26 protein-coding genes are annotated in these 25,457 nt (G+C 56.6%); 9 read left to right on the top strand and 17 right to left on the bottom strand.

Annotation, left to right across the window (positions count from 1 at the left end):
* Window positions 1–40 precede the first annotated feature (40 nt).
* From E0L16_RS16145 to E0L16_RS16135, 3 genes are all read right to left on the bottom strand, one after another.
* Window positions 41–2,164: an alpha-galactosidase gene (locus E0L16_RS16145; RefSeq protein ID WP_131637384.1), complete on the bottom strand. Its 2,124-nt coding sequence runs from the start codon at window positions 2,162–2,164 to the stop codon at window positions 41–43.
* A gap of 104 nt (window positions 2,165–2,268) precedes the next feature.
* The gene (locus E0L16_RS16140; protein ID WP_107534245.1) at window positions 2,269–3,264 is read right to left on the bottom strand and encodes a LacI family DNA-binding transcriptional regulator; all 996 of its coding nucleotides are present in this window, start codon (window positions 3,262–3,264) and stop codon (window positions 2,269–2,271) included.
* A 17-nt stretch (window positions 3,265–3,281) separates the two neighbouring features.
* Window positions 3,282–3,830, bottom strand: coding sequence for a helix-turn-helix domain-containing protein (locus tag E0L16_RS16135; protein WP_003861973.1), 549 nt, complete (start codon window positions 3,828–3,830; stop codon window positions 3,282–3,284).
* Window positions 3,831–3,933: 103 nt separating this feature from the next.
* On the opposite strand from E0L16_RS16135, the gene E0L16_RS16130 reads away from it, so the two are divergent.
* Both E0L16_RS16130 and E0L16_RS16125 read left to right on the top strand, forming a co-directional pair.
* Window positions 3,934–4,593, top strand: a complete 660-nt coding sequence (locus E0L16_RS16130) for an AzlC family ABC transporter permease (RefSeq protein WP_063449690.1) — start codon at window positions 3,934–3,936, stop codon at window positions 4,591–4,593.
* On the top strand, window positions 4,593–4,916 hold the full coding sequence (locus tag E0L16_RS16125; protein ID WP_006808703.1) for an AzlD domain-containing protein: 324 nt from the start codon (window positions 4,593–4,595) through the stop codon (window positions 4,914–4,916). The genes E0L16_RS16130 and E0L16_RS16125 overlap by 1 nt, the downstream gene beginning before the upstream one ends.
* A 43-nt stretch (window positions 4,917–4,959) precedes the next feature.
* Here the strand turns inward: E0L16_RS16125 and E0L16_RS16120 are convergent, their stop codons facing one another.
* The 6 genes from E0L16_RS16120 to fdhD form a co-directional block, all read right to left on the bottom strand.
* The gene (locus tag E0L16_RS16120; RefSeq protein ID WP_131637382.1) at window positions 4,960–5,559 is read right to left on the bottom strand and encodes a DUF1120 domain-containing protein; all 600 of its coding nucleotides are present in this window, start codon (window positions 5,557–5,559) and stop codon (window positions 4,960–4,962) included.
* Complete coding sequence (locus E0L16_RS16115) at window positions 5,550–7,976, bottom strand: fimbrial biogenesis usher protein (protein WP_131637380.1); 2,427 nt, start codon at window positions 7,974–7,976, stop codon at window positions 5,550–5,552. Before E0L16_RS16115 ends, E0L16_RS16120 begins: the two co-directional genes overlap by 10 nt.
* A gap of 29 nt (window positions 7,977–8,005) precedes the next feature.
* The gene (locus tag E0L16_RS16110; RefSeq protein WP_131637378.1) at window positions 8,006–8,689 is read right to left on the bottom strand and encodes a fimbria/pilus chaperone family protein; all 684 of its coding nucleotides are present in this window, start codon (window positions 8,687–8,689) and stop codon (window positions 8,006–8,008) included.
* Between the two features lie 64 nt (window positions 8,690–8,753).
* A complete protein-coding gene (locus E0L16_RS16105) occupies window positions 8,754–9,470 on the bottom strand; it encodes a DUF1120 domain-containing protein (RefSeq protein ID WP_131637376.1) in 717 nt (238 codons plus the stop codon).
* A 448-nt stretch (window positions 9,471–9,918) separates the two neighbouring features.
* A complete protein-coding gene (locus tag E0L16_RS16100) occupies window positions 9,919–10,131 on the bottom strand; it encodes a YdgH/BhsA/McbA family protein (protein ID WP_003861966.1) in 213 nt (70 codons plus the stop codon).
* Window positions 10,132–10,245: 114 nt separating this feature from the next.
* On the bottom strand, window positions 10,246–11,082 hold the full coding sequence (fdhD, locus tag E0L16_RS16095) for a formate dehydrogenase accessory sulfurtransferase FdhD (protein ID WP_107534255.1): 837 nt from the start codon (window positions 11,080–11,082) through the stop codon (window positions 10,246–10,248).
* Between the two features lie 371 nt (window positions 11,083–11,453).
* Here fdhD and fdnG point away from each other — a divergent pair, with 371 nt between their 5' ends.
* Genes fdnG through fdhE form a run of 4 tightly spaced genes read left to right on the top strand, consistent with a single transcriptional unit; the run spans window position 11,454 to window position 16,977 of the window.
* A complete protein-coding gene (gene fdnG, locus E0L16_RS16090) occupies window positions 11,454–14,504 on the top strand; it encodes a formate dehydrogenase-N subunit alpha (RefSeq protein WP_131637374.1) in 3,051 nt (1,016 codons plus the stop codon).
* 12 nt (window positions 14,505–14,516) lie between these two features.
* Complete coding sequence (gene fdxH, locus E0L16_RS16085; protein WP_003861960.1) at window positions 14,517–15,419, top strand: formate dehydrogenase subunit beta; 903 nt, start codon at window positions 14,517–14,519, stop codon at window positions 15,417–15,419.
* Window positions 15,416–16,051: a formate dehydrogenase cytochrome b556 subunit gene (fdoI, locus tag E0L16_RS16080; RefSeq protein ID WP_015569914.1), complete on the top strand. Its 636-nt coding sequence runs from the start codon at window positions 15,416–15,418 to the stop codon at window positions 16,049–16,051. Before fdxH ends, fdoI begins: the two co-directional genes overlap by 4 nt.
* A complete protein-coding gene (fdhE, locus tag E0L16_RS16075; protein ID WP_023315053.1) occupies window positions 16,048–16,977 on the top strand; it encodes a formate dehydrogenase accessory protein FdhE in 930 nt (309 codons plus the stop codon). Before fdoI ends, fdhE begins: the two co-directional genes overlap by 4 nt.
* A gap of 39 nt (window positions 16,978–17,016) precedes the next feature.
* Here fdhE and E0L16_RS16070 read toward each other — a convergent pair whose 3' ends face one another.
* Both E0L16_RS16070 and E0L16_RS16065 read right to left on the bottom strand, forming a co-directional pair.
* The gene (locus E0L16_RS16070) at window positions 17,017–17,388 is read right to left on the bottom strand and encodes a type II toxin-antitoxin system VapC family toxin (RefSeq protein WP_077221056.1); all 372 of its coding nucleotides are present in this window, start codon (window positions 17,386–17,388) and stop codon (window positions 17,017–17,019) included.
* Window positions 17,389–17,390: 2 nt separating this feature from the next.
* Complete coding sequence (locus E0L16_RS16065) at window positions 17,391–17,633, bottom strand: ribbon-helix-helix domain-containing protein (protein ID WP_063449683.1); 243 nt, start codon at window positions 17,631–17,633, stop codon at window positions 17,391–17,393.
* Between the two features lie 198 nt (window positions 17,634–17,831).
* Here E0L16_RS16065 and E0L16_RS16060 point away from each other — a divergent pair, with 198 nt between their 5' ends.
* Window positions 17,832–18,752: an alpha/beta hydrolase gene (locus E0L16_RS16060; RefSeq protein ID WP_131637372.1), complete on the top strand. Its 921-nt coding sequence runs from the start codon at window positions 17,832–17,834 to the stop codon at window positions 18,750–18,752.
* An 8-nt stretch (window positions 18,753–18,760) separates the two neighbouring features.
* On the opposite strand, the gene fabY is transcribed toward E0L16_RS16060, so the two are convergent.
* The 6 genes from fabY to E0L16_RS16030 all read right to left on the bottom strand — a co-directional run bounded on the left by fabY (window position 18,761) and on the right by E0L16_RS16030 (window position 23,505).
* Window positions 18,761–19,702 (bottom strand): fatty acid biosynthesis protein FabY, encoded by a 942-nt coding sequence (gene fabY, locus E0L16_RS16055; RefSeq protein WP_063449681.1) that lies wholly within the window; start codon window positions 19,700–19,702, stop codon window positions 18,761–18,763.
* A gap of 44 nt (window positions 19,703–19,746) precedes the next feature.
* Window positions 19,747–20,184 (bottom strand): D-aminoacyl-tRNA deacylase, encoded by a 438-nt coding sequence (gene dtd / locus E0L16_RS16050; RefSeq protein ID WP_063449680.1) that lies wholly within the window; start codon window positions 20,182–20,184, stop codon window positions 19,747–19,749.
* Entirely contained in the window at window positions 20,181–21,062 is an 882-nt protein-coding gene (locus E0L16_RS16045) for a virulence factor BrkB family protein (RefSeq protein WP_063449679.1), read from the bottom strand. Before E0L16_RS16045 ends, dtd begins: the two co-directional genes overlap by 4 nt.
* Window positions 21,056–21,655 carry a glucose-1-phosphatase gene (gene yihX, locus E0L16_RS16040; protein WP_063449678.1) on the bottom strand — a complete coding sequence of 200 codons (600 nt, stop codon included), beginning with the start codon at window positions 21,653–21,655 and terminating at the stop codon, window positions 21,056–21,058. Before yihX ends, E0L16_RS16045 begins: the two co-directional genes overlap by 7 nt.
* A 118-nt stretch (window positions 21,656–21,773) precedes the next feature.
* Window positions 21,774–22,574 (bottom strand): DeoR/GlpR family DNA-binding transcription regulator, encoded by an 801-nt coding sequence (locus E0L16_RS16035; RefSeq protein ID WP_063865422.1) that lies wholly within the window; start codon window positions 22,572–22,574, stop codon window positions 21,774–21,776.
* 34 nt (window positions 22,575–22,608) lie between these two features.
* Window positions 22,609–23,505 (bottom strand): sugar kinase, encoded by an 897-nt coding sequence (locus E0L16_RS16030; RefSeq protein ID WP_131637370.1) that lies wholly within the window; start codon window positions 23,503–23,505, stop codon window positions 22,609–22,611.
* Window positions 23,506–23,660: 155 nt separating this feature from the next.
* Here E0L16_RS16030 and yihU point away from each other — a divergent pair, with 155 nt between their 5' ends.
* Both yihU and yihT read left to right on the top strand, forming a co-directional pair.
* Window positions 23,661–24,551, top strand: coding sequence for a sulfolactaldehyde 3-reductase (yihU, locus tag E0L16_RS16025; protein WP_041911769.1), 891 nt, complete (start codon window positions 23,661–23,663; stop codon window positions 24,549–24,551).
* Window positions 24,552–24,568: 17 nt separating this feature from the next.
* Window positions 24,569–25,444, top strand: a complete 876-nt coding sequence (gene yihT / locus E0L16_RS16020; protein WP_045260226.1) for a sulfofructosephosphate aldolase — start codon at window positions 24,569–24,571, stop codon at window positions 25,442–25,444.
* The last annotated feature ends 13 nt before the right edge of the window (window positions 25,445–25,457 follow it).

Below are 25,457 nucleotides of genomic sequence, written 5' to 3'. Positions count from 1 at the left end.
TTTATCCTCAACGGAGGGCCGGCTGCCCGGCCCGTCACCTTTACACGCGTTCCACGCCAATCAGAATGGCGGTTTCCGGATCCAGAATCGGCAGCGCAATACCCGCCCGCATCAGCCATTCGCCGCTTGCCGTTTGCGGGGCTTCCATCCACGCCGGCAGCTTGCGCATGGTGTGCCCACCCTCGCCCGTGATCTGAATGTTCGGATGATCCAGCAGCGTGATGCGGTACTGCGCGCTGGCGTCTAACCCCGGCATGCGCAGCGGCATCATCAGGGTGTAATCCGGCATCGCGAGCTGGCTGACCATAAACAGCCCCTGCGTTTTGTCTTCACTCACTATACCCTGCGCCAGCGTAGTGGCATCCGGCATGTCCACGCGCCACTGGGTACCGTGATGAATCACCTCGCGCCACCGCTTATACAGCGCGGCGTAATGGCGATAACCCTCACGCTCCTGCGCATCCACGGTGAGCGGATCCAGCTCCAGCCCCATATGCCCAAACAGCGCCGTCAGCCCACGGAAAGCGATGCTGTGCTGGCGGAAGGTGGCGTGACATTTATGATGACCGATATGCGCCCCCATCACCTCCGGCGGGAAGAAGTAGCTCATGCCGCGCTGGATCGTGTTGCGCTCCAGCGCGTCGTTGTTATCAGACGCCCAGAAGCGGTGGCTGCGGGTCAGCACTTCATAATCGATTCGCCCTCCGCCAGAGGAGCAGGATTCAAACTCAATGTGCGGGAAACGCTCGCCCAGCACGTCCAGCAGGCGGTAAAACTGGCGGGTCTGCGCGTCGGCGGCGGCTTTACCGTTATGCCCGGGCTGCACCAGCTCGCGGTTCATGTCCCATTTCACGTAGTCGACAGCATGTTCGCCAAGCAGCCAGCTCATGCGCTCCACGAGATAATCAAAGGCCTGCGGGATGTTCAGGTTGAGCACCAGCTGGTGCCGCCCGGTCGCCTGCGCGTAGCCCGGCAGCGCCAGCACCCAGTCAGGATGCGCGCGATACAGATCGGAATCCGGGTTAATCATCTCCGGCTCGATCCAGATGCCAAACTCCATGCCGAGCCGTTTAACGTGACTGATGACCGGCGTCAGGCCGTTCGGGTATTTTTTTTCATCCAGGTACCAGTCGCCCAGTGCGGCGCGATCGTCGTTGCGGCCTTTGAACCAGCCGTCGTCAATAATAAAGCGCTCCACGCCCAGCGCGGCGGCCTCATCGGCCATGCGCATGATGTAGTCCGGATCGTGATTAAAGTAGATGCCTTCCCAGGTATTGAGGTGGACCGGGCGCGGTTTGTTTTCCGGGAAGCGGATGATGTTGTCGCGCAGGTAGCGGTGGAATTGCTGGCTCATGCCGTTCAGCCCGTGCGGGGAGTAGCTGGCATACAGGCGCGGCGTCCAGAGCGTTTCGCCCTCTTCAATCGCCATTTCACCCGGCAGGTAAAGCGCTTCGGCCTGTATATAACGGCGACCATCGGTTTTCGCTTCGGCGCGCAGGCGGTGGTTGCCGCTCCAGCCCAGATGCACGCCCCAGACGTCGCCCTGCATTTCGCTGAACGATGGCGTACCGGCGATCAGCGCCGGGAAATGTTCGTGGGACGTTTTACCCCGACGGTTTTCAATGACAACGCTGTCGTGTTCAAGCGTGACGCGGTGCGGCTGAAATTCCCTGATCCAGCGTCCGTGAAAGGCCATTACCTCCTGCGCGCGCTCGGCCACCGGCAGCGTGACGGCGAATCGGTCCACCTGCCACGCCTGTGCTTTCAGGTTGGTTAACCCGTGGCGCACCACCAGCACGCCGCTGGCCTCCAGCACCAGCTCGCTGGTCAGGCGCAGGCCCGCCTGTTTATCCTCCGCCGTTACCGTCAGGGTGTGTCCCTGCTGCTGCATGTCTGTAGTGGTAAAGACGGGGGAACCGTCCAGCCCCTCGCGATGCCCCTCAATACCGGGCGAGCCAAACAGCCCGTGCCCCAGCTCGGCCATCAGCGTCACCGGGGAGTCCACGTCCAGCCTGCCGTTTGCCACCGGCCGCGCCAGCGTAGCGACATCCTGCGGCGAAAAGTGCTGAAGGTGCGGTCCCCAGTAGAGAATTTCGGCGAACGGATGGGTTTTTAGCACCACGTCAACCGTGGTGCTTTCGAGTCGTAAAATGGCCTCTTGCATCAGACATCTCCTGTCGTCGGGATGCCTTGAGTGTTGATCCGAAACGTTTCGGATACAAACCAAAACGTTTCGGATCTGTGATCGGGTTTGGAAATTTGCCCGGTTTAGGCCGTCTGGCCCGGGAAGAATTCCGGCTGCCAGAGCACCTGGAGCCGTTCGACGTCATCGCCGTTGATCAGCTGGCGCACCATGTCCGCAATCTGCTTTCCAACGCCCTGGCGGGTGGACTGGATCACCGCCGCCACGTCAATATCGACAATGCTGTCCTGCGGTAAACCGTCGTAAACCACCAGCGAGATGGCCTCGTCGCCGGACAGGCGCCCCATCTGCGCCAGCGCCATCGCCGCGCCGTCGCCGTGGGTGTTGCAGTCGGTAATGATGGCCGTGGGCGGCTGCGGCAGAGAGAGAAGTTCTTGCGTGGTCGCATAGCCTACGCGGCGCGAAGGGGGCATAGCGCGCAGCCATTCGCTGGAGAGCCCGGCTTCCCGCAGCGCGTCCAGGTAGCCCTGCCGCCGCTGGGTGATGAATGCCTGATTGTTGCTTTCGCCCAGCAGGGCGATGCGGTGATGGCCTTTCTCGATCAGCCAGCGGGTGGCCTGGTACGTGCCGGCATAGTTGTCGAAATCGAACCACGCGTACGGCTGCGGTAGCTGGCTGCGGCCAAGCGCCAGGAACGGGAATCCGGCGGCCTGAAGCTGCTCAAGACGCGGGTCGCGATCCAGCGTATGGGCCACAATCAGCGCATCCACGCGCCGGCTTTGCACCATGCGCATATAGCTGTGTTTGTCCGCCAGATCGTCGTCAGCGATGAGCAGCAGATCGATCTCATGTCGCGCCAGTTCGTGGCTAATTTCGCCGACCATGTCCATAAAAACGCTGTTATTGAGCGGAACAGGATGCACGGGAAAAACGAGGCCGACGGCATCAATTTTGCCCATCTTCAGGCGGCGCGCAAACGTATTAGGTCGGTAGCCACGGCGCTGGGCCTCCGCCTCCACGCGGGCGCGCGTCTCAGCAGAAACGTCGTCATACCCGTTGAGGGCGCGGCTGACGGTAGTGACGGACAGCCCCAGTTCTTTAGCAATGGCTTTGAGCGACATGATTTTCCGTATCTTCGTTAATTTTGTTCCGCCACCAGAAGGGCGTGCGTATCCGGCTCCAGCGCCTTAAAAATATGCGGCTGGTCGGCGGGGTAGCAAATGTAATCGCCCGGGCCGAGTTCTTCCGCCGCGTCGATCAGGCCGACCATCGCCCGCCCCTGGGTCACGATAATGTGCTCAACCGACCCCGGCGGATGCGGCTGGGAAATACGGTCTGCGCCCGGCTGCGTCAGCAGCAGATAGATATCACGACGCGCCCCCGGCGGACACGCCGCCAGCAAAATCGCCTCGTAGTTCGCCTGCCCGGCAACCACCTTTGTGCCCTCGCCGCGGCGGATCACCTGCGTGACGGGTTGCTGCGGCTCCAGTAGCCGGGCAAACGGAATATCCAGCGCCACGCAAAGCGACCAGAGCGTTTCCAGGCTGGGATTGCCGTTGCCAGACTCCAGCTGGGAAAGCGTGGATTTGGCGATCCCGGCACGGCGGGCAATTTCCGCCAGCGATAGCCCGGTTCGCAGGCGTTCCCGCACCAGGCTTTTGGCGATCACGCTGATTGGCTGCGTCATAAAAACGGCCTCTGTCTCTCTATAACGAACGATTCGTTCATCTTGTAAAACGATCTTGATGCGTTCATTATAATGGAAATACGTTCGATATGGCTAAAAGGGTATGAAGAATCACCTCTCTTGTCTGAAAGGCGACACGATAAAAGCGATAATTTTGGTCTGCCTCGCGGTAGGCGTGGTCGGCATGTCTTACGGCTCGCTGGCGATGGCCTACGGCTTCCCGCTGTGGGTGCCGTTTGTGCTTTCCCTCACGGTGCTGGCGGGCGCATCCGAGTTTATGTTCATCGGCATCGTGGCGAGCGGCGGCAATCCGCTGGCAGCGGCGGCGGCCGGTTTGCTGGTTAACGCCCGCCATGTGCCGTTCGGCGTGACGGTACGTGAGCTGGTGGGCAAGCGCGGCCTGAGCTTTCTGGGCTGTCATATCATGAACGATGAAAGCGTGGTGTTCGGCCTGTCGCAAAAAACCGCCGAGCAGCGTAAGGCGGCCTACTGGCTGTGCGGGCTAGGCGTGGCAATCATCTGGCCGCTGGGGGCGGTGCTGGGGGCAATGGTCGGCAAGCTGCTGCCGGACCCGGAAACCATCGGGCTGGACGCGGTGTTTCCGGCGATCCTGCTGGCGCTAGTCGTGCCGGCATTCAAAAACCGCACCACGCTGATCCGCGCCTGTAGCGGCGCGGTGTTGTCGCTGGCAGCGGTGCCGTTTGCGCCGGTGGGCCTGCCGGTGCTGCTCTCTTTGCTCGGTCTCGCCGCGAGGAAAAAATAATGGAAAACATGACGGTCTTTATTCTCGGCATCGCCATTCTTTCTGCCGGAACCTATCTGATGCGTCTTGGCGGAGCAAAGCTCGGCAACCGGCTGGCGCTTTCTGAACGATCGCAGGCGCTGCTTTCCGATGCGGCTACCGTTTTGCTGTTCTCCGTCGCGCTGGCAACAACGTTTTATGAAGGGGAACATTTTGCGGGGATGGCGCGCGTGTTGGGCGTGGGGTTCGCGGTGTTTCTGGCCTGGCGAAAAATGCCGTTAATTGTGGTGATCGTCGCGGCGGCGGTGGTGACGGCGCTGCTGCGTCTGGCGGGGATCCACTAAAAGAAATGCCCGGCATAGTCGGTCTGCCGGGCATCAGCGGGGATTACTGCGCCGGAAGGGTGTCGGCGCTCAGCGTCAGCGTCTCGGTAAAATCGGTCTCGTTGGTTGTGCTAAAAGCTTTATCTGACAGGTAGGTTGTCACCATCATCGTTGCGGTGAACTGCTCCCCCGCGACTTCCGTTCCGTTAACGGCAGCCAGCGTTTTTTCCGGCGGTAACGTCACCTCTGACGCTCCACCCTGAACGGCCACCGCGCCGGTATCAACAGCGGCCAGTTGCACCGTATTCCCGTCCACGCGGCCATCCCTGAACGCAATCTTCATTGCGCCGTTATCTGAATATCGCCAGGCCCTGTTTTGTCGGGCCGCGCCGGTGATGGAGATGCGCATTTTACGCGCATCCGGGCATATCACCGACACCTGAAGTTCCCGCGTGACCGAGGCATAACCGTTATAGACCTGGCCCACATGCTCAGCAGAACCCTTTCGCATATCCTCTTTACGGTAACGACCATAGTCGACGGTCTTTACGGCGGACATCATTTCACACTCGCCCTCATCGGCCTGCGCGGCTGCCGGCATCCCCGCCCCGCCGCAAAGCAGCGCGACCATCATCACGTACTTATGAACGTTATTTAGAGACATGTCCCTGTCACCTCTTCATAGAATTTATTCGGTTCTGCCTCCGGCAGGGTATACGTCAGCCTGCATCGCCCCTCATCCAGCTTCGCGTAGAGCTGCTGGTTGGCGGAGATATCGTTGAGGAAGATCACGCCGTCTTCGGGTGCTGTCGTGACGTACTCACCCGCTCCGTCCACGATGGAGACGCCTTCCGGCAGCGGCGTACCGTCCGCGCGGCTGATAGCCAGCAGCACGCGGCGCTGGCTTAACGTCGCAAACTCCCACTTCGCCACGGCACCGTGAGAAGCCTTGATCGCCGTTCTGCCGTTTCGCACATCCAGGTTGCCAGGCAGTTTTTGGGTGTTGACCTCAATCGTGCTTTCGCGGAACGGTGACAGTGCGGGGATCACCGCCTGGCCCCATTTATCCGTCCATACCGGACCACGTGAGGTGCCAATCTCGACGCCTGCCACCGGTTTATCCAGCTTAGCGATGGCATAGGTGTCAGCCACGCGGTACGGCGAGAAGGTCACGCCATCGCCGTGCGCCACAATCCCGCCGCTCAGCGCTGCGGAGTAGTTGGTATTGCTGTCGTTATCGCCCCCTGCCGCCAGCGACAGGCTGGTGTAATGCAGGTTGCTGCTCAGCGAGCTGTCCCAGCTGGTGGTGTTATTGTCCTGATCCTGAGAAACGCCAACCGTGTACTGGTTCGCCTCGTTAAGCGATCCCATTGCGCGCGTGCCGTACGAGCTCTTACCTTCACTCTCACGATACCAGGAGCTGGTATTTACGCCCGTACGTCCAAGTGGGATCGACACGTTCACGTAAAACAGATCGTTATCGCTGTCATCGTTACGGCTGACGTCCGATTCCCAGTTCACGCTTACGTTGAAATACTTAAAGGACTGGGACCACGAAGAGATGAAGCGGCGGCTGTCGTACTCGCTGTTCCAGCTCTCGTTGCGGTAGTAGCTGAGGGAGAAACGGCCGAGCAAGCTGCTAGACCAGTTGATACCCACGTTGGTGTCATATTTGGTTTGCGACATATCGTCGTCGTCACCGTACAGCTCCGTCATCTCGCGATAATCCGGCGTGCCGTAGCTGCCGCCCATCGAGAGGCCGATGCCCCACGGCAGAGAATATCCCAGGTCGAGCGTGGTTTTGTTGCCGTCCGTTTGCGACTGGTTGTCTATCGACGCCAGAAAACCGAGCGAGGCATACAGGTTCTGCATCGGTACGGTGTCCAGATTGCCGGAGAAACCGTAATAGTGATTATCCGCCATCACCATTCCGGCGAGGAAATTGACGCGCTTGTTGATGGACCAGCCGTTATTGGCAGAGACCACCCACGGTTTTTCGTAGCGCGAATCCATGTCGTCTTCAACACGGCCTACCGCCATGGTAAAGCCCGGTGCGCGGCCCACGTGGTTGCTGCGGAACGTACTCGCCGACACGGTAAAACGGTTTTCGCTGCCGTCTGTCTCGGTCACCGTCACGTTCAGGTCGGTGTTGAGGTTAGCCAGCGGTACGTCATCCAGGTTAAACGGCCCGGCAGGCACCAGCGTCGAGTAAATCAACTGTCCGCCCTGGCGGATATCTACACGCGCCTGAGGGTTGCGGGCGATACCGCTAACTTCCACGCCCGTACCGCCCTGAGGCAGGAGGGCGGTATCCGGCATCATCTGTACCCCATAGATAGACGGAATACTGAAGCGGCTGTTGGCCACGTTAATCTGGCCGCCCTGCACCATCACGCCATAGTCGGTGAAGGTACGCTGGGCGTAAGTATAAAGGGATTCAACGTCAAAGCTTTGATCGCTACCGTCGCTGACGAACTGCGTGCTGCGCACAATCCAGTCCCCGGCGTTAAAGCCCATTTCGAAGGTGGACTGAAAACGGTCGGCTTTTTCATCGTCATACTGGTTATGGGTGCCGAACATGGAATAATTCAGCATTGCCGCACGGCCACCCTGAACTTCCGCGAACTGGCGTCCGAAATCAGGATCCAACGCTTCCGGTGGAACCACGACCGATATCTCTTCAATATCCGGTGAAGACTGAATAGTCGATCCGGACCAGTACTGATGAATTTTAGGGCAGGTACCGCGTCTGGTTTTTTTAATCAGACCCGCATTTTCCAGAAACTCGTCATCAATACAGGGCGTACCGTCCTCATCAAACTTCACCGGCATCAGCGTTCGCTTATTCCCGTTAATATTCACGGTTACGTTATGGTAGCCGGGAGAAAAACGAGGAGCCATGGAGTAGTATTCAGCAATCGCAGGATCCAGCCCCTGATTTTTTAATGCGTCGGTGTCGAATATCGCTCTCGCCAACTCCATTGATTCATTTGCGGTAGGGGTTATTTCCGCCCGAATGCTGAAAGCCAGCGCCGTAAGGCAAAACGCCAGCATTCCCTTTTTACAGGAAACCGTTAACATAACCACTCCATGTGCTGTTAAATTAATTGTTATTTTAAATCGGCAATATAACTTTGAGCTTTGTAGCCATAACGGGTAGCGGGATAAATTTCAATCTGCTTTTCTGAGGGCGTTATTTTCCCTTTTATGCTTACCGTCATTTTTTCGCCAGGCAATATATAGGGCTTCGAGAATTGTGCAGCCGTACCTGATGGCAATAATTTTGCTTTTTGTTCCATACGCACAACGTAAGGGGTTTTATTCTCGACGGTGACGCTGCCGTTGTTAACCTGCCATTTTAAGTCTTTCCATGGCTCCAGATTTACCGCCAGCCCGGCCGGACGAATAATAACGGGCAGATTCTGGCTAAAGGTGACCTTCACCTTGTTTTTTTCACGCTGCGGAATAGCGGTAAAAATAACGCGCTTTAAATGTTCCACCTTCAGCGGCTCGGCGCTGTTTTTTAGCACAAAACGCACGCGCTGGGTTTTACCCGCGTCCACGCGCACCACCGGCTGCGTCACAATCAGGCCGGGTTTAGGATCATCGGGCAAATCAACCAGTTTCGTGTACAACAACTGGGCGTCGGCATCCGTGTTTTTGACGTCCATACTGGCACCCTGCTCGTCTTCTTTCACAATCAGCAGTGAGGTTTCCGGCACCATTCCGGCTGCCAGCGTGTTAAAAGAGGCGAACAGGCAGGCACAAATCAGCGTTCTTTTTAAAAGCGGCATAATATTAGTCCATTAATATTTAAATAACACTCCACTGACGTGGAGTGTTGAGTCTGTGACGTTATTACAGATAAACCAGCTCTACGTTGGTTAAACCGTCCAGCGTGGCTTCGTCGACAATATTGAGATCGTTGGTTGGGTTGATCTGCGCTCTGATGCCCACGTTGAAGTTAATCTGTTTCTGTGCAACAGGTGCATCACCACTCTCACTGTCGGTGAAAGAGTACGTCTCACTTTTATCCGTAGAAATTTGCATATAATGCATGCCGGATTTTATACCCCAACCAGAAGCTGCGCCGGCAACCTTCGTGAAAATTGGATACAGATTATCACCCGTATCATTTGTCACTGTACCCTCATCCTTCTGAATACCCATTGCATAAGCACCAATCTTCTGGCCGTTATACATACCCAGCCCTGCTGTATTATCAACGGCTGTTCCAAAATCCAGATCGCCAAAATTGACTGGCAGAATGTCGGTTGGCGCTGAGTCAGCATGCGCATCGTTAAACGTTACGCCAATACGTGTAGGAGATTCGCAGGAGATGGAAATAGGGATAATTTTAGTCTCCGCCAGCGCTGTTGCCGTGGTGTCATTCAAAGAAGCAGCTTTTATCGTACCATAATCAGCAATACCGCCCCCGCTCACAAAAGAAGGCGTACAGGAAGCTGGCACAATTTTACCTGTAACCTGAATATCAATGCTGGATGCCGCCATGGCAGAAGACGCCGCTACAGCCAGCACGGACGCCAGCATTCCTTTTTTAAACATCGCGTTCATTTAATTTCCTTATATAAGTGAAATACAAAATAAACCAGATAATAAATATCTGGCCTGGGGTTATTACCTAAAACAGTTTGTTCTGGGAAAATAGCATCACAGATAAACTCAATCAATGCTTCAAAATCCTTTTAGGATTTACACCTGAGGAATTCCTTAAAACTCAAGATCAATCATATTTGCGCTGAATGTGAAACCGGTAATACAGCATCAAAAAAACACAATTCATTCTTTTGATAAATATATGCAGAAAGCTGGTCTGACCTTATATTTGAAATGTGTATGGAACTGTTCTATTTCAAACAAAAGTAACTAAAGAAGGGAAACTTTTACAGTTATTGTTTCGTTAATCAGGATTATCCTGGAAGACAGGCGGGAGATTCGGGGAAGAAACAGCAGAAAATAAACCTGTCCCGGCTCCGAAGAGCAGGGACAGCGGCGGCATAACTTATTTGTTCAGTTCAGCGGTCATGTGTACGCGGTTACCGGTGAACGCCTGGGTAATTTTATAGGATGACGCGCCCGCTTCCTGAGCCTGTGCAGCGATTTTAGCTTCAGCACCGTCCAGCGTAGAGGCGGATGCGGTCACTGTCTGCGCAGCGAAAGAACCAAAAGAAGTAGCCAGAGCGATTACTGCGACAAAAGTTTTGATGCTTTTCATGAGATAAACCCTTTCGTTAAGTTGTTTTGGTAAGGCACCGTGCCTTGATGAGATAAATAGTAGTCCTCATCCCGATCAACTAAAAGCGGAAGGATTTGCCTATATTATTCAAAATTACTGATCAACAATTAACCGCTGAGGATGGGTGTAAATGGTTGCCCTACCCGGCTTGCAGAACCCCACCAGCGTCAGGTTACAGCGCTCCGCCACGTCCACCGCCAGCGTGGTTGCCGCCGACACCGCAAACAGGATTTCCACGCCGCACATGGCGGACTTTTGCACCATCTCATAGCTGGCACGGCTGGAAACGAGCGCCGCGCCCTGCTGCCAGACGTTGTTTTCCCGTGCGCGGCGGCCTAACAGCTTGTCCAGCGCCACGTGGCGGCCAACGTCTTCATGCCCGCCTGCAATACTCCCCGACGGCAATACCCACGCCGCCGCATGCGTACAGCCGCTGAGCTGGCCGATGGGCTGAACGTCGTTCAGATGCTCAAGCGCCCGGTCAAGATGCGCCAGATTAAACGTCTGGGTGAACGGCAGGGGAACAATCGGTTTACCAATATCGTTAAGCTGTTCAACGCCGCACACGCCGCAGCCGGTACGTCCGGCCAGCGCCCGTCGACGCTCTTTAAGCCCCATAAAGCGGCGGCTGGAGAGTTCGATTTGCACTTCGAGACCGTTGCAGGCTGGCACGACGTCCATGCCGTAGATCTCCTGCGGATGGGCAATGATGCCTTCCGAGAGGGAGAAACCGATGGCGAACAGCTCAAGATCTTTCGGCGAGGCCATCATCACCACATGCGAAATACCGTTGTAAACCAGCGCAACGGGGACTTCTTCCGCCAGAAAATCTGGCGTGGCATCTGAGATATGGGGCGGTCTGTGTACCGACAGTTCCACAATGCCCGCAGGCAGTGTCGACGCGTGGGCAGCACGGTTTTGTTTAGACACAACGGTATTCCTGAACAACCACGGAAGTGAGCCTGCTATTGCAACACAAACAGCAGACCTTACGCATAGTATGGATCAACTTTTCAGCAACCATTCTCCTACTCAATTCGGAGGGGTGCAACCGGTCGCCTGCTACACACCCTTAACATCCCCAGAGAAAAATGTGACTGATATCACATTTTATAATCAATGCCGTGATAATACGTTCACTTTGTTTTAACGCCGTTGGAACAGGCGTACCGACATTGTGGTATTCTGCGCTTATCCCTCGGAGAAATGGGGGTTTAATGCAAATTTTTCTCCTTTGCGGTTAATTCTCAACCGCAAAGTAAAACTACATAGCAATGTCGTAATGAACCAAGGAGTGACCCATGCAGGTCAGCAGAAGGCAGTTCTTTAAGATCTGCGCTGGCGGTATGGCAGGCACCACGGCGGCGGCACTGGGCTTTGCGCCCGGCGTAGCGCTGGCGGAAACGCGGCAGTATAAACTGCTGCGTACCCGCGAAACCCGTAACACCTGTACGTACTGCTCCGTCGGCTGTGGGCTGTTAATGTATAGCCTCGGCGACGGTGCGAAAAACGCCAAAGCATCTATTTTCCACATTGAAGGCGATCCGGATCATCCGGTCAACCGTGGTGCGCTGTGTCCGAAAGGGGCCGGTCTGGTAGATTTTATCCACTCCGAGAGCCGCCTGAAGTTTCCTGAGTATCGCGCGCCAGGCTCTGATAAATGGCAGCAAATCAGCTGGGAAGAGGCGTTCGATCGCATCGCTAAGCTGATGAAAGAAGACCGCGATGCCAACTTTATCGCGAAGAATGCCGAAGGCACCACCGTTAACCGCTGGCTCTCCACCGGGATGCTGTGTGCTTCAGCCTCCAGTAACGAAACCGGCTATTTAACCCAGAAATTTACGCGCGCACTCGGTATGCTCGCGGTCGACAACCAGGCGCGTGTCTGACACGGACCAACGGTAGCAAGTCTTGCTCCAACATTTGGTCGCGGTGCGATGACCAACCACTGGGTCGACATCAAGAACGCCAACCTCATTGTGGTGATGGGCGGTAACGCCGCTGAAGCGCACCCTGTCGGGTTCCGCTGGGCGATGGAAGCCAAAATCCACAACGGTGCAAAACTGATTGTGATCGATCCCCGCTTTACGCGTACGGCGTCAGTGGCGGATTTCTACACCCCTATTCGTTCAGGTACTGACATCACTTTCCTGTCAGGCGTATTGCTGTACCTGATGACCAACGAAAAATATAACCGCGAATACACCGAAGCCTATACCAACGCCAGCCTGATCGTGCGTGAGGATTACAGCTTCGAGGATGGCCTGTTCAGCGGTTATGACGCCGAAAAACGCAAATACGACAAAACCAGCTGGAACTACGAGCTGGACGAAAACGGCTTTGCGAAGCGCGACACCACCCTGCAACACCCGCGCTGCGTGTGGAACCTGCTGAAAGAGCACGTTTCCCGCTACACGCCGGACGTTGTCGAGAACATCTGCGGGACACCGAAGGCAGACTTCCTGAAGGTGTGCGAGCTGATTGCGGAAACCAGCGCGAAAGATAAAACCGCGTCGTTCCTGTATGCGCTCGGCTGGACGCAGCACTCCATCGGCGCGCAGAACATCCGCACCATGGCGATGGTTCAGTTGCTGCTCGGCAACATGGGGATGGCTGGCGGCGGCGTAAACGCCCTGCGCGGTCACTCTAACATCCAGGGTCTGACCGACCTCGGCCTGCTGTCTCAGAGCCTGACGGGCTACATGAACCTGCCAAGCGAAAAACAGACTGACCTGCAAACTTACCTGACGGCCAGCACGCCAAAACCGCTGCTCGAAGGCCAGGTTAACTACTGGGGCAACTATCCGAAGTTCTTCGTCTCGCTGATGAAAGCCTTCTACGGCGACAAGGCGACGGCGGAAAACAGCTGGGGCTTTGACTGGCTGCCGAAGTGGGACAAAGGTTACGACGTCCTCCAGTACTTCGAGATGATGCACCAGGGGCAGGTCAACGGCTATATCTGCCAGGGCTTTAACCCGGTCGCGTCATTCCCGAACAAGAACAAGGTTGTCGAGTCTCTGTCGAAGCTGAAATTCCTGGTGACGATTGACCCGCTCAATACCGAAACCTCGACCTTCTGGCAGAACCACGGTGAGTCGAACGACGTCGATCCGTCGAAGATTCAGACCGAGGTGTTCCGTCTGCCGTCTACCTGTTTCGCGGAAGAGAACGGTTCTATCGTCAACTCTGGCCGCTGGTTGCAGTGGCACTGGAAAGGCGCGGACGCCCCGGGCATTGCCCTGAACGACGGCGAGATCCTGGCCGGCATCTTCTTACGCCTGCGTAAGATGTACGCCTCTGAGGGCGGCGCAACGCCTGAGCCGGTGCTGAACATGACCTGGAACTACTCGACGCCGGAAAACCCTGCGCCGGAAGAAGTGGCCATGGAGAGCAACGGTAAGGCGCTGGCGGACGTTATCGACCCGGCGACCGGTGCGGTTCTGGCGAAGAAAGGCGACCAGCTCAGCACCTTCGCGCACCTGCGCGATGATGGTACGACGTCAAGCGGCTGCTGGATCTTTGCCGGTAGCTGGACGCCGAAAGGCAACCAGATGGCCAACCGCGACAACGCCGACCCGTCGGGCCTCGGTAATACGCTGGGCTGGGCATGGGCGTGGCCGCTTAACCGCCGCATCCTCTATAACCGTGCCTCCGCTGACCCGCAGGGCAACCCGTGGGATCCGAAGCGTCAGCTTCTGAAGTGGGACGGCGCGAAATGGGGCGGCGTGGATATTCCGGACTACAGCACTGCCGCACCGGGCAGCGACGTTGGGCCGTTTATCATGCAGCCTGAAGGGATGGGGCGCCTGTTTGCTATCGACAAGATGGCGGAAGGGCCGTTCCCGGAACACTACGAGCCGTTTGAGACGCCGCTGGGCACCAACCCGCTGCACCCGAACGTGGTCTCTAACCCGGCAGCCCGTATCTTCAAGGGCGACTTTGAAGCGCTGGGTAAAAAGGACAAGTTCCCGTACGTGGGCACCACTTACCGTCTGACCGAACACTTCCACTACTGGACCAAGCACGCGCTGCTTAACGCCATCGCGCAGCCGGAACAGTTTGTGGAGATCGGCGAGAAGCTGGCGAACAAGCTCGGCATTGCCCATGGCGATACCGTGAAGGTCTCTTCCAACCGTGGCTACATCAAAGCCAAAGCGGTAGTGACCAAGCGTATTCGCACGCTGAACGTTCACGGTCAGCAGGTGGATACCATCGGTATTCCGATTCACTGGGGCTATGAGGGCGTGGCGAAGAAAGGGTTCATTGCGAACACCCTGACGCCGTTCGTCGGCGATGCGAACACGCAGACGCCGGAGTTTAAGGCCTTCCTCGTGAACGTGGAAAAGGTGTAACGGAGACGACTTATGGCTTATCAATCTCAAGACATTATCCGTCGTTCCGCGACTAACGGTTTCACGCCCGCGCCTCAGGCGCGGGACCACCAGCAGGAAGTGGCGAAGCTTATCGACGTGACCACCTGTATCGGCTGTAAAGCCTGTCAGGTGGCCTGTTCAGAGTGGAACGACATCCGTGACGAAGTGGGTCACAACGTCGGGGTGTACGACAACCCGGCAGACCTGACCGCCAAGTCCTGGACGGTAATGCGTTTCTCGGAAGTGGAGCAGAACGACAAACTGGAATGGCTTATCCGCAAAGACGGCTGTATGCACTGTGCGGATCCGGGCTGCCTGAAGGCGTGTCCGTCAGAAGGGGCTATCATTCAGTATGCCAACGGCATCGTCGACTTCCAGTCCGAGCAGTGCATTGGCTGCGGCTACTGCATCGCGGGTTGTCCGTTCGACGTGCCGCGCATGAACCCGGAAGACAATCGCGTCTACAAATGTACCCTGTGCGTAGACCGCGTAAACGTCGGCCAGGAGCCAGCGTGCGTGAAGACCTGCCCAACCGGCGCTATCCACTTTGGCTCCAAAGAGGATATGAAAACGCTGGCGGCAGAGCGCGTGGGCGAGCTGAAAACCCGTGGTTACGATAACGCAGGCCTGTACGATCCGGCCGGGGTTGGCGGGACGCACGTGATGTACGTGCTGCACCACGCCGACAAGCCGAACCTGTATCACGGCCTGCCGGAGAATCCGGAAATCAGCGCCACCGTGAAGTTCTGGAAAGGCATCTGGAAACCGCTGGCCGCGGTCGGTTTTGCGGCTACCTTTGCAGCGAGCATCTTCCACTACGTCGGCGTCGGTCCGAACCGCGCGGAAGAGGAAGACGATAATCTGCATGAAGAGAAAGACGAGGTGCGCAAATGAGAAAACGTGACACCATCGTGCGCTACACCGCGCCGGAACGCATCAACCACTGGGTCACCGCCTTCTGTTTCATGCTGGCGGCGATAAGCGGGCTGGGGTTCTTTTTCCCCTCCTTCAACTGGCTGATGCAGATCCTGGGCACGCCGCAGCTGGCGCGCATCCTTCACCCGTTCGTGGGTGTGGTGATGTTTGCCTCGTTTATCATCATGTTTTTCCGCTACTGGCACCATAACCTAATCAATCGGGATGATATCTTTTGGGCGAAGAATATTCGTAAGATCGTCGTCAACGAGGAAGTGGGTGATACCGGGCGTTATAACTTCGGTCAGAAATGCGTATTCTGGGCGGCGATTATCTTCCTGGTCCTGTTGCTGGTGAGCGGCGTGATCATCTGGCGTCCGTACTTTGCGCCTGCTTTCTCAATCCCGGTGATCCGATTTGCGTTAATGCTGCATTCATTTGCCGCAGTGGCGTTAATTGTGGTTATCATGGTGCATATTTACGCCGCCCTTTGGGTGAAAGGCACCATTACCGCGATGGTGGAAGGATGGGTAACCAAAACGTGGGCGAAGAAACATCACCCGCGCTGGTACCGTGAAGTCCGCCAGAAACAGGAAAAGTCATCTGAATGAGTATTCGCATAATCCCGCAAGATGAGCTGGGGTCGAGCGAGAAACGTACGGCGGAGTATATTCCGCCGTTGTTATTCCCCAGACTCAAGAACCTCTACAACCGCCGCGCAGAGCGTCTGCGCGAGCTGGCAGAGAACAACCCGCTGGGCGATTTTCTGCGTTTTGCCGCGCTGGTCGCCCATGCGCAGGAGGTGGTGCTGTACGATCACCCGCTGCAAATGGACCTGACCGCGCGCATCAAAGAAGCTAACGAGCAGGGCAAGCCGCCGCTGGATATTCACGTCCTGCCGCGCGACAAGCACTGGCATAAGCTGCTGCATTCGCTGATTGCCGAGCTGAAGCCGGAGATGAGCGGCACGGCGCTGGCGGTCATTGAGAACCTGGAAAAAGCGTCAGAGCAAGAGCTGGAAGAGATGGCGAGCGCGCTGTTTGCCTCCGACTTCTCGCTGGTCAGCAGCGATAAAGCGCCGTTTATCTGGGCCGCGCTGTCGCTTTACTGGGCGCAAATGGCGAGCCTGATCCCGGGCAAAGCCCGCGCCGAATACGGCGAAGCGCGCCAGTTCTGCCCGGTATGCGGCTCAATGCCGGTCTCCAGCATGGTGCAGATTGGCACCACGCAGGGGCTGCGCTACCTGCACTGCAACCTGTGTGAAACCGAGTGGCACGTGGTGCGCATCAAGTGCAGCAACTGCGAGCAGACTCGCGATCTCAACTACTGGTCGCTGGAAAATGAAGACGCGGCGGTGAAAGCCGAAAGCTGCGGCGACTGCGGAACTTACCTGAAGATTCTGTATCAGGAAAAGGACCCGAAAGTCGAAGCGGTGGCCGACGATCTCGCCTCGTTGATTCTGGACGCCAAAATGGAGCAGGAGGGCTTTGCCCGTAGCTCGATTAACCCGTTCCTGTTCCCGGGTGAAGGGGAGTAATCTCCTGTAAGCGTGCCGGGCGGCGCGAGCTTGCCCGGCCTACAGTTGGTAAGGGGAAACAACCCCGGCTATTCCGGCAAAGTCTTTGGTATTGCGGGACACCAGGGGACAATTTCTGCTCTGGGCTGTGGCCAAAATGATGGCATCAGGTAGTTTCATCCCGTGTTTCTCACGGAGCACAACGCTTCTTTCAGCGATATCCCGCGAAACGTCGATAATTTCAAAAGCGCCCATGACAGCTGCCGTTTTCGCTTCATGACCATGCCTGCGCGCGCCGACCATGACCTCCATCCACGTGATAAGGCTAATCGCCCGATGCGAGGCCGTACGATCGATCGTATCGGCAGCTTCTACGTGATTGTTAAAGAGATCGATGAGAATATTGGTATCAAACACTGCCATGTGTTCCATGATTACCACTCCTCACGCAGCTTGCGTTCGTACTCCAGCCCATCTTCTTGCTGATTTCCCCACAAACCAAGCGCATCACGAATTACCGAAGAACTCTGCTGATCGAGATATTGTTCAATGGCTTCCCGAAGCAATTCGGCGCGGGGCTGGTTACGCAGCTGCTTCAGGTTATCCAGCCGTTGAATTACGTCATCAGACAAATCAATCAGTATTCTGCCCATCTCAAAATCCGCCAAAAGACTCATATATCACCTTAGTATATCATCTGCGGTTAATTTTCAGGCAAAATACGCTTAAATACTTTAGGGTTAAAGTGCATTTTTTTGGGAAGAATGAATTTTGCGAGCCGCTTTCCAGAACGTCCACCTTTTCACATTTCTCTGTTTTCATCTGTTGTAAATCAGGTTATAAACTGTATAAAAACACAGTAAAAGGACGTAGCCATGGCGCTGGAAAAGGGTATTGATAAGCTTGTACAAGAGTTTATTGCAGCAGGACGGCCTTCCTTTCGGAAACAGAGTATTGATGACCGGAGAGCCGGGTATGTAGCCAGCACAGCGCTGGCTGGGGTGACAGAAACGCGCGTCCAGATTGAAACGCTTGTTCTTGAGGATCTGACCTTTCGGGTATTTTCACCTCTCAATGCTCCTGAAACGTTACCGTCTGCCCTTTACTATCATGGAGGATGTTTTGTCAGCGGTGGGTTTGAAACCCATGATAATCAGCTTCGCCAGCTGGCGTTTTACGGTAATTGCCGGGTCATTGCGGTTCAGTACAGACTCGCCCCCGAACACACGTTCCCCGCTGCGCATGACGATGCAGAGAGAGCGGCAGAACTTGTCTGGCAAAACGCAGAGAAGTTAGGCGTGGATAAAAACCGGATTACGCTTTGTGGAGACAGTGCGGGAGGACATATTGCGCTGGTAACCGCGCTTCGGCTCAAGGCCAAAGGTCTCTGGGATCCGGCGCAGCTCATTCTTATCTACCCCATGCTTGACGCCACGGCCAGTTTTGAAAGCTATACCCTCAATGGCATAGATTATGTGATTACTCGCGATACCCTTCTGAGCGGCTATGAAATGTATCTGGCCGGAGCCGACCGCCAGCATCCTGAGGTCAGCCCCCTTTGGCGCAAGGACTTTAGCGGCCTGCCGAATGTCCATATTGTTATCGCTGAGTATGATCCGTTATGCGACGAAGACGAGGCGCTTTATCAGCGCCTCACCGAGCAAGGCGTGAAATGTACCGCTCAGCAATGGCAGGGTGTAATACACGGCTTCTTCCAGTTGGGTGGAATTAGCCACTCAGCACGAGACGTAATGCGGGATATTGCCTGGCGCATTCAGCATGCCGGGCGAGAGTAAAGAGGAGGTTACTCCTCCTCGTTCCCCCCCTCTTCATACGCGCCATACGGCTTCGCAGGAAGAACGATATAGGTGCCTTCAAACACCGCGCCTGGCGTATCATCGCCAAACAGCTCAACCTGCATCTGCACGCGTGCTTTACGTCCGCGCGCCAGGCGGTCGAGATCGCCGCCCAGAGCGCCCAGGTCGGCCACCGCGCTCGGCTTGCCGCTGATCGGCGCGCTGTAACGAATATGGGCATCGGCAAGAATAATAGTGCCGCCGAGATGACGCTCGCGCAGCATCAGCCAGATCAGCCCCCAGCCGGTGAGCGTGGCGAGAGAAAACAGGCTGCCGGCAAACAGAGTATGGTGCGGGTTCTGGTTGCCGGTTTCCGGCATGGTGGTGATAAATTTTTGCCCGGTATACTGCTGAATACGCACGCCCATTTTTTCACTGAGCGGTATGTGCTGATACCACGCCTGCTGGAGCTGTCCGCACCAGTCGGCGCGATGGAGAATATCATCCAGGGTGGCGATAGGTTTGATCATCAAAAAGTGACGAATCGGCGTGGTTTGCGGGGCGCTGATTTCACCCTGATTCACAAAACCGAGCTTGGCAAAGAACTCAACGGCATCTTCGCGGGCGCTACAGGTGACGCGCTTAACCCCTTCCTGACGGGCAACGGATTCCAGCGTCATCGCCATCAGCGTTCCGAGGCCTTTGTCCTGCACGGAGGGGTGAACGGCCATAAAGCGAATAGAGGCTTCGTTGTCGGCATTGATATACAGACGCCCCACGGCGACGAGGTTGCCCTCTTCATCCACCACCATCTGATGATGCGCCATCGCATCCCAGGCGTCGCGTTCAGATCCTTTCGGCTGATGTAATGGCTTGCGCAGCATTTCCCAGCGGAAATGGTAATAAACCTCTAACTCTTCTTCCGTTTGCGGTACTCGAAGGTGATACATAGCTGTACTCTCTCTTGTTACCCGCGGCCAGGCCGCCAGCTGGCTCAAACCTGGAGCCAGAATGTGACGGGGCCATCGTTCACCAGCGAAACCTGCATATCCGCAGCGAATCGTCCGGTTTGTGTATTCATGTCCTGTTGGCGACAGCGCTCAACAAAATACGCGTAAAGGGCTTCTGCGCGATCCGGTGCCGCGCCCTTCGAAAAACTCGGGCGCATGCCGCGCTCGGTATCGGCGGCCAGCGTAAACTGGGAGACCACCAGCACGCTGCCGCCAGCCTGCTGAACGTTCAGGTTCATCTTGCCTTCCGCATCGCTGAATATGCGGTAGCCCAGCACGCGCTCGCACAGGCGGTTGGCTTTTTGTTCGTCATCATCCTTTTCGACACCCAGGAGCACCAAAAGTCCTGGGCCAATTTCACCCGTCACCTCATCCTCCACGGTGACGCTGGCACGGGTTACGCGCTGAATCAATGCAATCATGGTTGGTCTGCTTCTTGTTGTTTTTCAGCTTCTGCTGCTTTTTTGAGTTCGCGGTAGACCCCGAGAGTGACAGTTATTTCGGCGCCAAGCAAGACGATACACCACGTCCAGTAGACCCAGACAAACAAAATGGGGATCACCGCCAGCACGCCGTAAATCAGCTGATAAGAGGGGAACATGGTGATATAAAGCGCGAATCCCTTTTTCCCCAGCTCAAAGAGCAACGCCGCGACCAGCGCGCCAACCACGGCATCCCGGTTAGGTACACGCGTGGTTGGCACCACGCTATAAAGCAGCCAGAACGAAAGCCACGATAAAATCAGCGGGAAGATGCGCAGCATGTTATCGATCACGCTGTTTAAGTCACTCGCCCAGCGCAGCGAAAGAAGGTAGGAACTGATCGCCAGGCTCGCCCCCGCCAGCAAGGGGCCGAGGGTTAATATCATCCAGTAGACGGCAAAGGAATAGACCTTCGGGCGAACTTTTTTGCTCCGCCAGATGGTGTTGAGCGCGCTGTCGATGGAGTACATCAGCAGCAGCGCGGTGACAATCAGCCCACACGCACCCACTGCCGTCATCTTGCTGGAGTTAGCGACAAACTGTTCGATGTAGTTCTGGATCACGTCGCCGGTGGCAGGAATGAAGTTCGCAAAGACGAAATGACGAAGCTGCATACTCACATCGGCAAACATCGGAAACGCCGAAAAAAGCGCAAAAATCACCGCCACCAGCGGAACCAGCGAGAGCAATGACACGTAGGCGAGATTGCCTGCCAGCGTGGTCATGTTGTCCTCGTCAATGCGGTGCCAGAGGAGTTTCAGCCACGCCCTGAGCGGGCGCGTGTGGTGGTTGGCTTTTTGATGAACGGTTTTTAGCATAACTGCTTCGCAAAGTAGTTCGGTATCGTCTCTTTTCCGGTCACCAGAACGGAGGTGATGCCTAACTGGTTAGCCCCTTCTATATTATCGGCGTTGTCGTCAAAAAAGACCGCATCCGCCGCCGTGAATCCTTCTTCCTGCAACACCGCCTGGTAGATGCGCGCCTCCGGTTTACGCATCCCCATCTCCTGGGAGAGATACACTTTATCAGCCGCAGCGTGGATCTCCGGGTATTCATCCGGCCAGAAGGTGGTATGCAGGCGGTTGGTATTAGACAGCACAACAACGCGATGCCCCTGCTCGCGCAGCTTGTGCATGATGTCGATCACTTCGGGGCGGATCGCGACAAATATGGCCTGCCAGCCGTGGGAAAACTGCTCGTAGCTTAACGAGAGACCCATTTCCTGACAGAAACGCTCTGCGAACGTTTCATCGCTGATCTCACCGCGCTCGTGTAGATGGAAAGTCTCGCCCATCGCGAAATTCTGCTTTAACGTCGCCAGCGGAACACGGCTAAAATCGCTCCATGCGCCCAGCACCCGGTTAAAATCGATATCGACGATTACATTTCCTAAGTCAAAGATATAAAGCATGTTTATCTCCTTTCGCCGTGGAAAAGTAACTGTAGCGGGAAAGAGAAACTTTAGCTATGCGCCAGATTCAGCTTAGAGAAAGGAAAGGCCCGAATCGACATATCGGGCCATCAGAAGGTCAGCCAGCCTGCTGCTCTTCTCCGGAATTGACTTCGACAACCTCAACCTTGCTGGATTTGAGGTGGTTTTGCAGCGCCGAGCCGGGCAGCTCATCGGTGAACAGCGCCGTCGCCTGCGCCACGTTGCCAATTTCAACCGCCGCGGAGGCGTGGTATTTCGTATGATCGGCCGCCAGTAAAATGTGGCGGGAGTGGGCAATCATGGTTTTCACCACGCTGGCTTCGTTGACGTCAAACTCCATCATCGCGCCGTCGTGTTCAATTGCCCCGACGCTGGTCACGAGATAGTCCGCCCGAAAGCCCGACACAAACGCCGTCGCCGCCGGGCCGATAATGCCGCCGTTGTGCGGGCGCAGCGTGCCGCCCGGCACCATCACTTCAAAGCGCGGGTTCTTATACAGAATATGCGCCACCCGCAGGCTGTTGGTGATGATGCGCAAATGATTATGGTTAAGCAGCGCCCGGGCAACGTGCTCCACGGTCGTGCCGATGGTGATGAAGATGGTGGAGCCATCGGGAATATAGTCCGCAATCGCCTCGGCAATCGCCCGCTTCTCTTCGGTCAGCGAGACTTCGCGCTGCTCGAACGCCGTATTTACCACGCTGGACGCCCTGCCCGCGCCGCCATGATGACGCGTAATCAGCCCCTGCTCGCTGAGCTTACGGATATCCCGGCGCACCGTTTGCGTCGACACGTCCAGCAGCTGCGCCAGTTCATCAATGTTCATATAGCCACGATCGGCAATCAGCGTCAGCAGCTGATCGTGACGCGGGTTGCCGGTCAGTTCGGTAAGGCTCATGGGCTGTCCTCTGAAAACCATCACGCCCCGCATTTTATACAAAAAGTGACAAAAAAGAGCGGGTTTGATCACAGTCGGGTATACCTGCGCGCCCGCCGGGCTTTGTGCATTTCAGCGCTGCGACGGCGCTGGCAAAACGCACGGCGTCTGCGGCGGTGGATTGCTGTCCCAGGCTGAACGCCAGCGCACCGTGGAAAACGTCGCCCGCCCCGGTGGTATCAATGACGTTCACCTCAAAGCCAGGCTGATGACATAGCGTGTCATTTTCCAGCCAGAAGCAGCCCTCTCGCCCCTGCGTGACATACACATGTCCATTTGTGAGCGTTTGTGCTTTTCTCAGGGCATTTTCCGTTTCGTCCCGCTGCGTAAGGCGGCGCAGCCCCGGCGCGGAGAAGGCCGCGTGGTCGCTTAAGGCGATCAGCTCCGCGATATCCTGCGGGGTAACATCCGCATCAAGTACCGTCGGTACGCCCTGCTGACGGGCCAGGGTAAATGCCTGTTTTGCCCCGTCATGCCAGCGCACGTCTGCTAATACAATATCCCACTGGGAGAAGTCGATTTCATGCAGCCAGTCTGCCTCGGCAGGGAGATCGGGGCTGGGGTAATTCGCTATAACGCGCTCCCCGCTGCCATCCACCAACACCGCCGATTGTGACGATCGGGCACCGTTAAACACGCGCGTGTAACGGGTGTTCACCCCTAGGGATTCCAGCTCCGCGAGCAGCCGTCTGCCGGTATCGTCGTCCCCCACCCGGCCAATAAAATCCACTTCAGCACCCAGCTTTGCCGCTGCCACCGCCGCCGTGGCCGCCGGGCCGCCGCCCACTTCCGTGTAGTCTTTTGCGACATATTTCCCACCTTCTTTCGGTAAATCATCGAGATACCAGATGCGATCCAGCACGGTAATGCCGACACAAACGATGCGAGTCATGGTGATTCCTTCTGCGATTTCTGATGCCTTCATTTTAATTTCACCAAATGTTTAAAAAGTGACCCGTGTCAATTTTTTGACTATAAATTACAAATACGATCAAAAACAGACAACACAAACGCGCAGAAATTGACACGATGTGACAGGAGAGAGGCATGTCAGCAATCGCATTTATCGGTTTAGGGCAGATGGGCGCGCCAATGGCGAAGAATCTGTTGAAGCAAGGTCACCAGCTTAACGTCTTTGACGTGAACCCGCAGGCGGTTCAGGCGCTGGTGGAGAGCGGTGCACGGGCGGCGGCTACGCCCGCTCAGGCCGCAACGGACGCCGAATTCGTCATTACCATGCTGCCAAACGGCGACCTGGTGCGCAGCGTACTGTTCGGCGAGCACGGCGTGTGCGAAGGGTTATCCCGCGACGCGCTGGTGATTGATATGTCCACCATCCACCCGCTGCAAACCGACGCGCTGATCCGCGACATGGCTGAGCGGGGCTTCAGCCTGATGGACGTGCCCGTGGGACGCACGTCTGACCATGCCATCGCCGGCACGCTGCTCCTGCTGGCGGGCGGCACCGCGCAGCAGGTGGAACGCGCCACCCCCGTCTTAATGGCGATGGGCAATGAGCTGATTAACGCCGGCGGGCCGGGCATGGGCATCCGCGTGAAGCTCATCAATAACTACATGAGCATCGCCCTGAACGCGCTTTCCGCCGAGGCGGCGGTACTGTGTGAAGCGCTTGGCCTCTCCTTTGACGTGGCGCTGAAGGTGATGAGCGGCACGCCGGCGGGTAAAGGCCACTTCACCACATCATGGCCGAACAAGGTACTGAAAGGGGATCTTTCACCCGCCTTCATGATCGACCTTGCGCATAAAGATCTGGGGATCGCCCTGGACGTGGCTAACCAGCTCCACGTTCCGATGCCGCTGGGCGCGGCGTCCCGCGAAGTTTACAACCAGGCTCGCGCCGCCGGGCGCGGGCGCGAAGACTGGACGGCCATTCTTGAACAGGTTCGCGCATCTGCCGGGCTGAAAAAATCACACTGATACGAAAGGACTGAGGAATGACGATGTACACCCTGAAAGATATCACCCGACCTTCCGGCGGTTTTGCAATGCTGGCCGTGGATCAGCGCGAAGCGATGCGCCTGATGTTTGCCGCCGCAGGCGCGCCGGTGCCGGTAACCGACCAGCACCTGACGGATTTTAAGGTCAACGCGGCGAAAATTCTGTCGCCGTACGCCTCTGCGATCCTCGTCGACCAGCAGTTCTGCTATCGCCAGATTGTCGAGCAGCAGGCCGTAGCCAACAGCTGCGCGATGATTGTGGCCGCCGACGAGTTCATTCCGGGGAACGGTATTCCGGTCGACAGCGTGGTGATCGACAAAAGCATCGACGCCCAGGCGGTCAAACGCGATGGCGGCAAGGCGCTGAAGCTGCTGGTGCTGTGGCGCAGCGATGAAGATCCGCAGCAGCGCCTGGAGATGGTGAAAGCGTTCAATACACTGTGCCACGACAACGGGCTGCTGAGCATTATCGAGCCGGTGGTACGTCCGCCGCGTCGCGGAGCCGAATTTAACCGCGAACAGGCGATTATTGATGCGGCGAAAGAGCTGGGCGACAGCGGTGCCGACCTCTACAAGGTGGAGATGCCGCTGTTTGGCAAGGGCACGCAGCAGGAACTGCTGGCGGCCTCGCAGAAGCTGAACGAGAACATCGCCATGCCGTGGGTGATCCTCTCGTCCGGCGTGGACGATAAGCTGTTCCCGCGCGCCGTGAGCGTGGCGATGCAGGCAGGGGCATCGGGCTTTTTAGCCGGTCGCGCCGTCTGGTCCTCGGTGATTGGCCTACCGGATACCGAGCTGATGCTGCGTGACATTTCCGTACCAAAACTTCAGCGTCTGGGTGAGATTGTCGACGAAATGATGGCTCGCCGTTAAGAAAGGACCCGAA

The organism is Enterobacter quasihormaechei, from assembly GCF_004331385.1.
Classification (GTDB): Bacteria; Pseudomonadota; Gammaproteobacteria; order Enterobacterales; family Enterobacteriaceae; genus Enterobacter; species Enterobacter quasihormaechei.
Note: the sequence above shows the minus strand (reverse complement) of the source record. Positions and strands in the feature narration are given on the sequence as shown.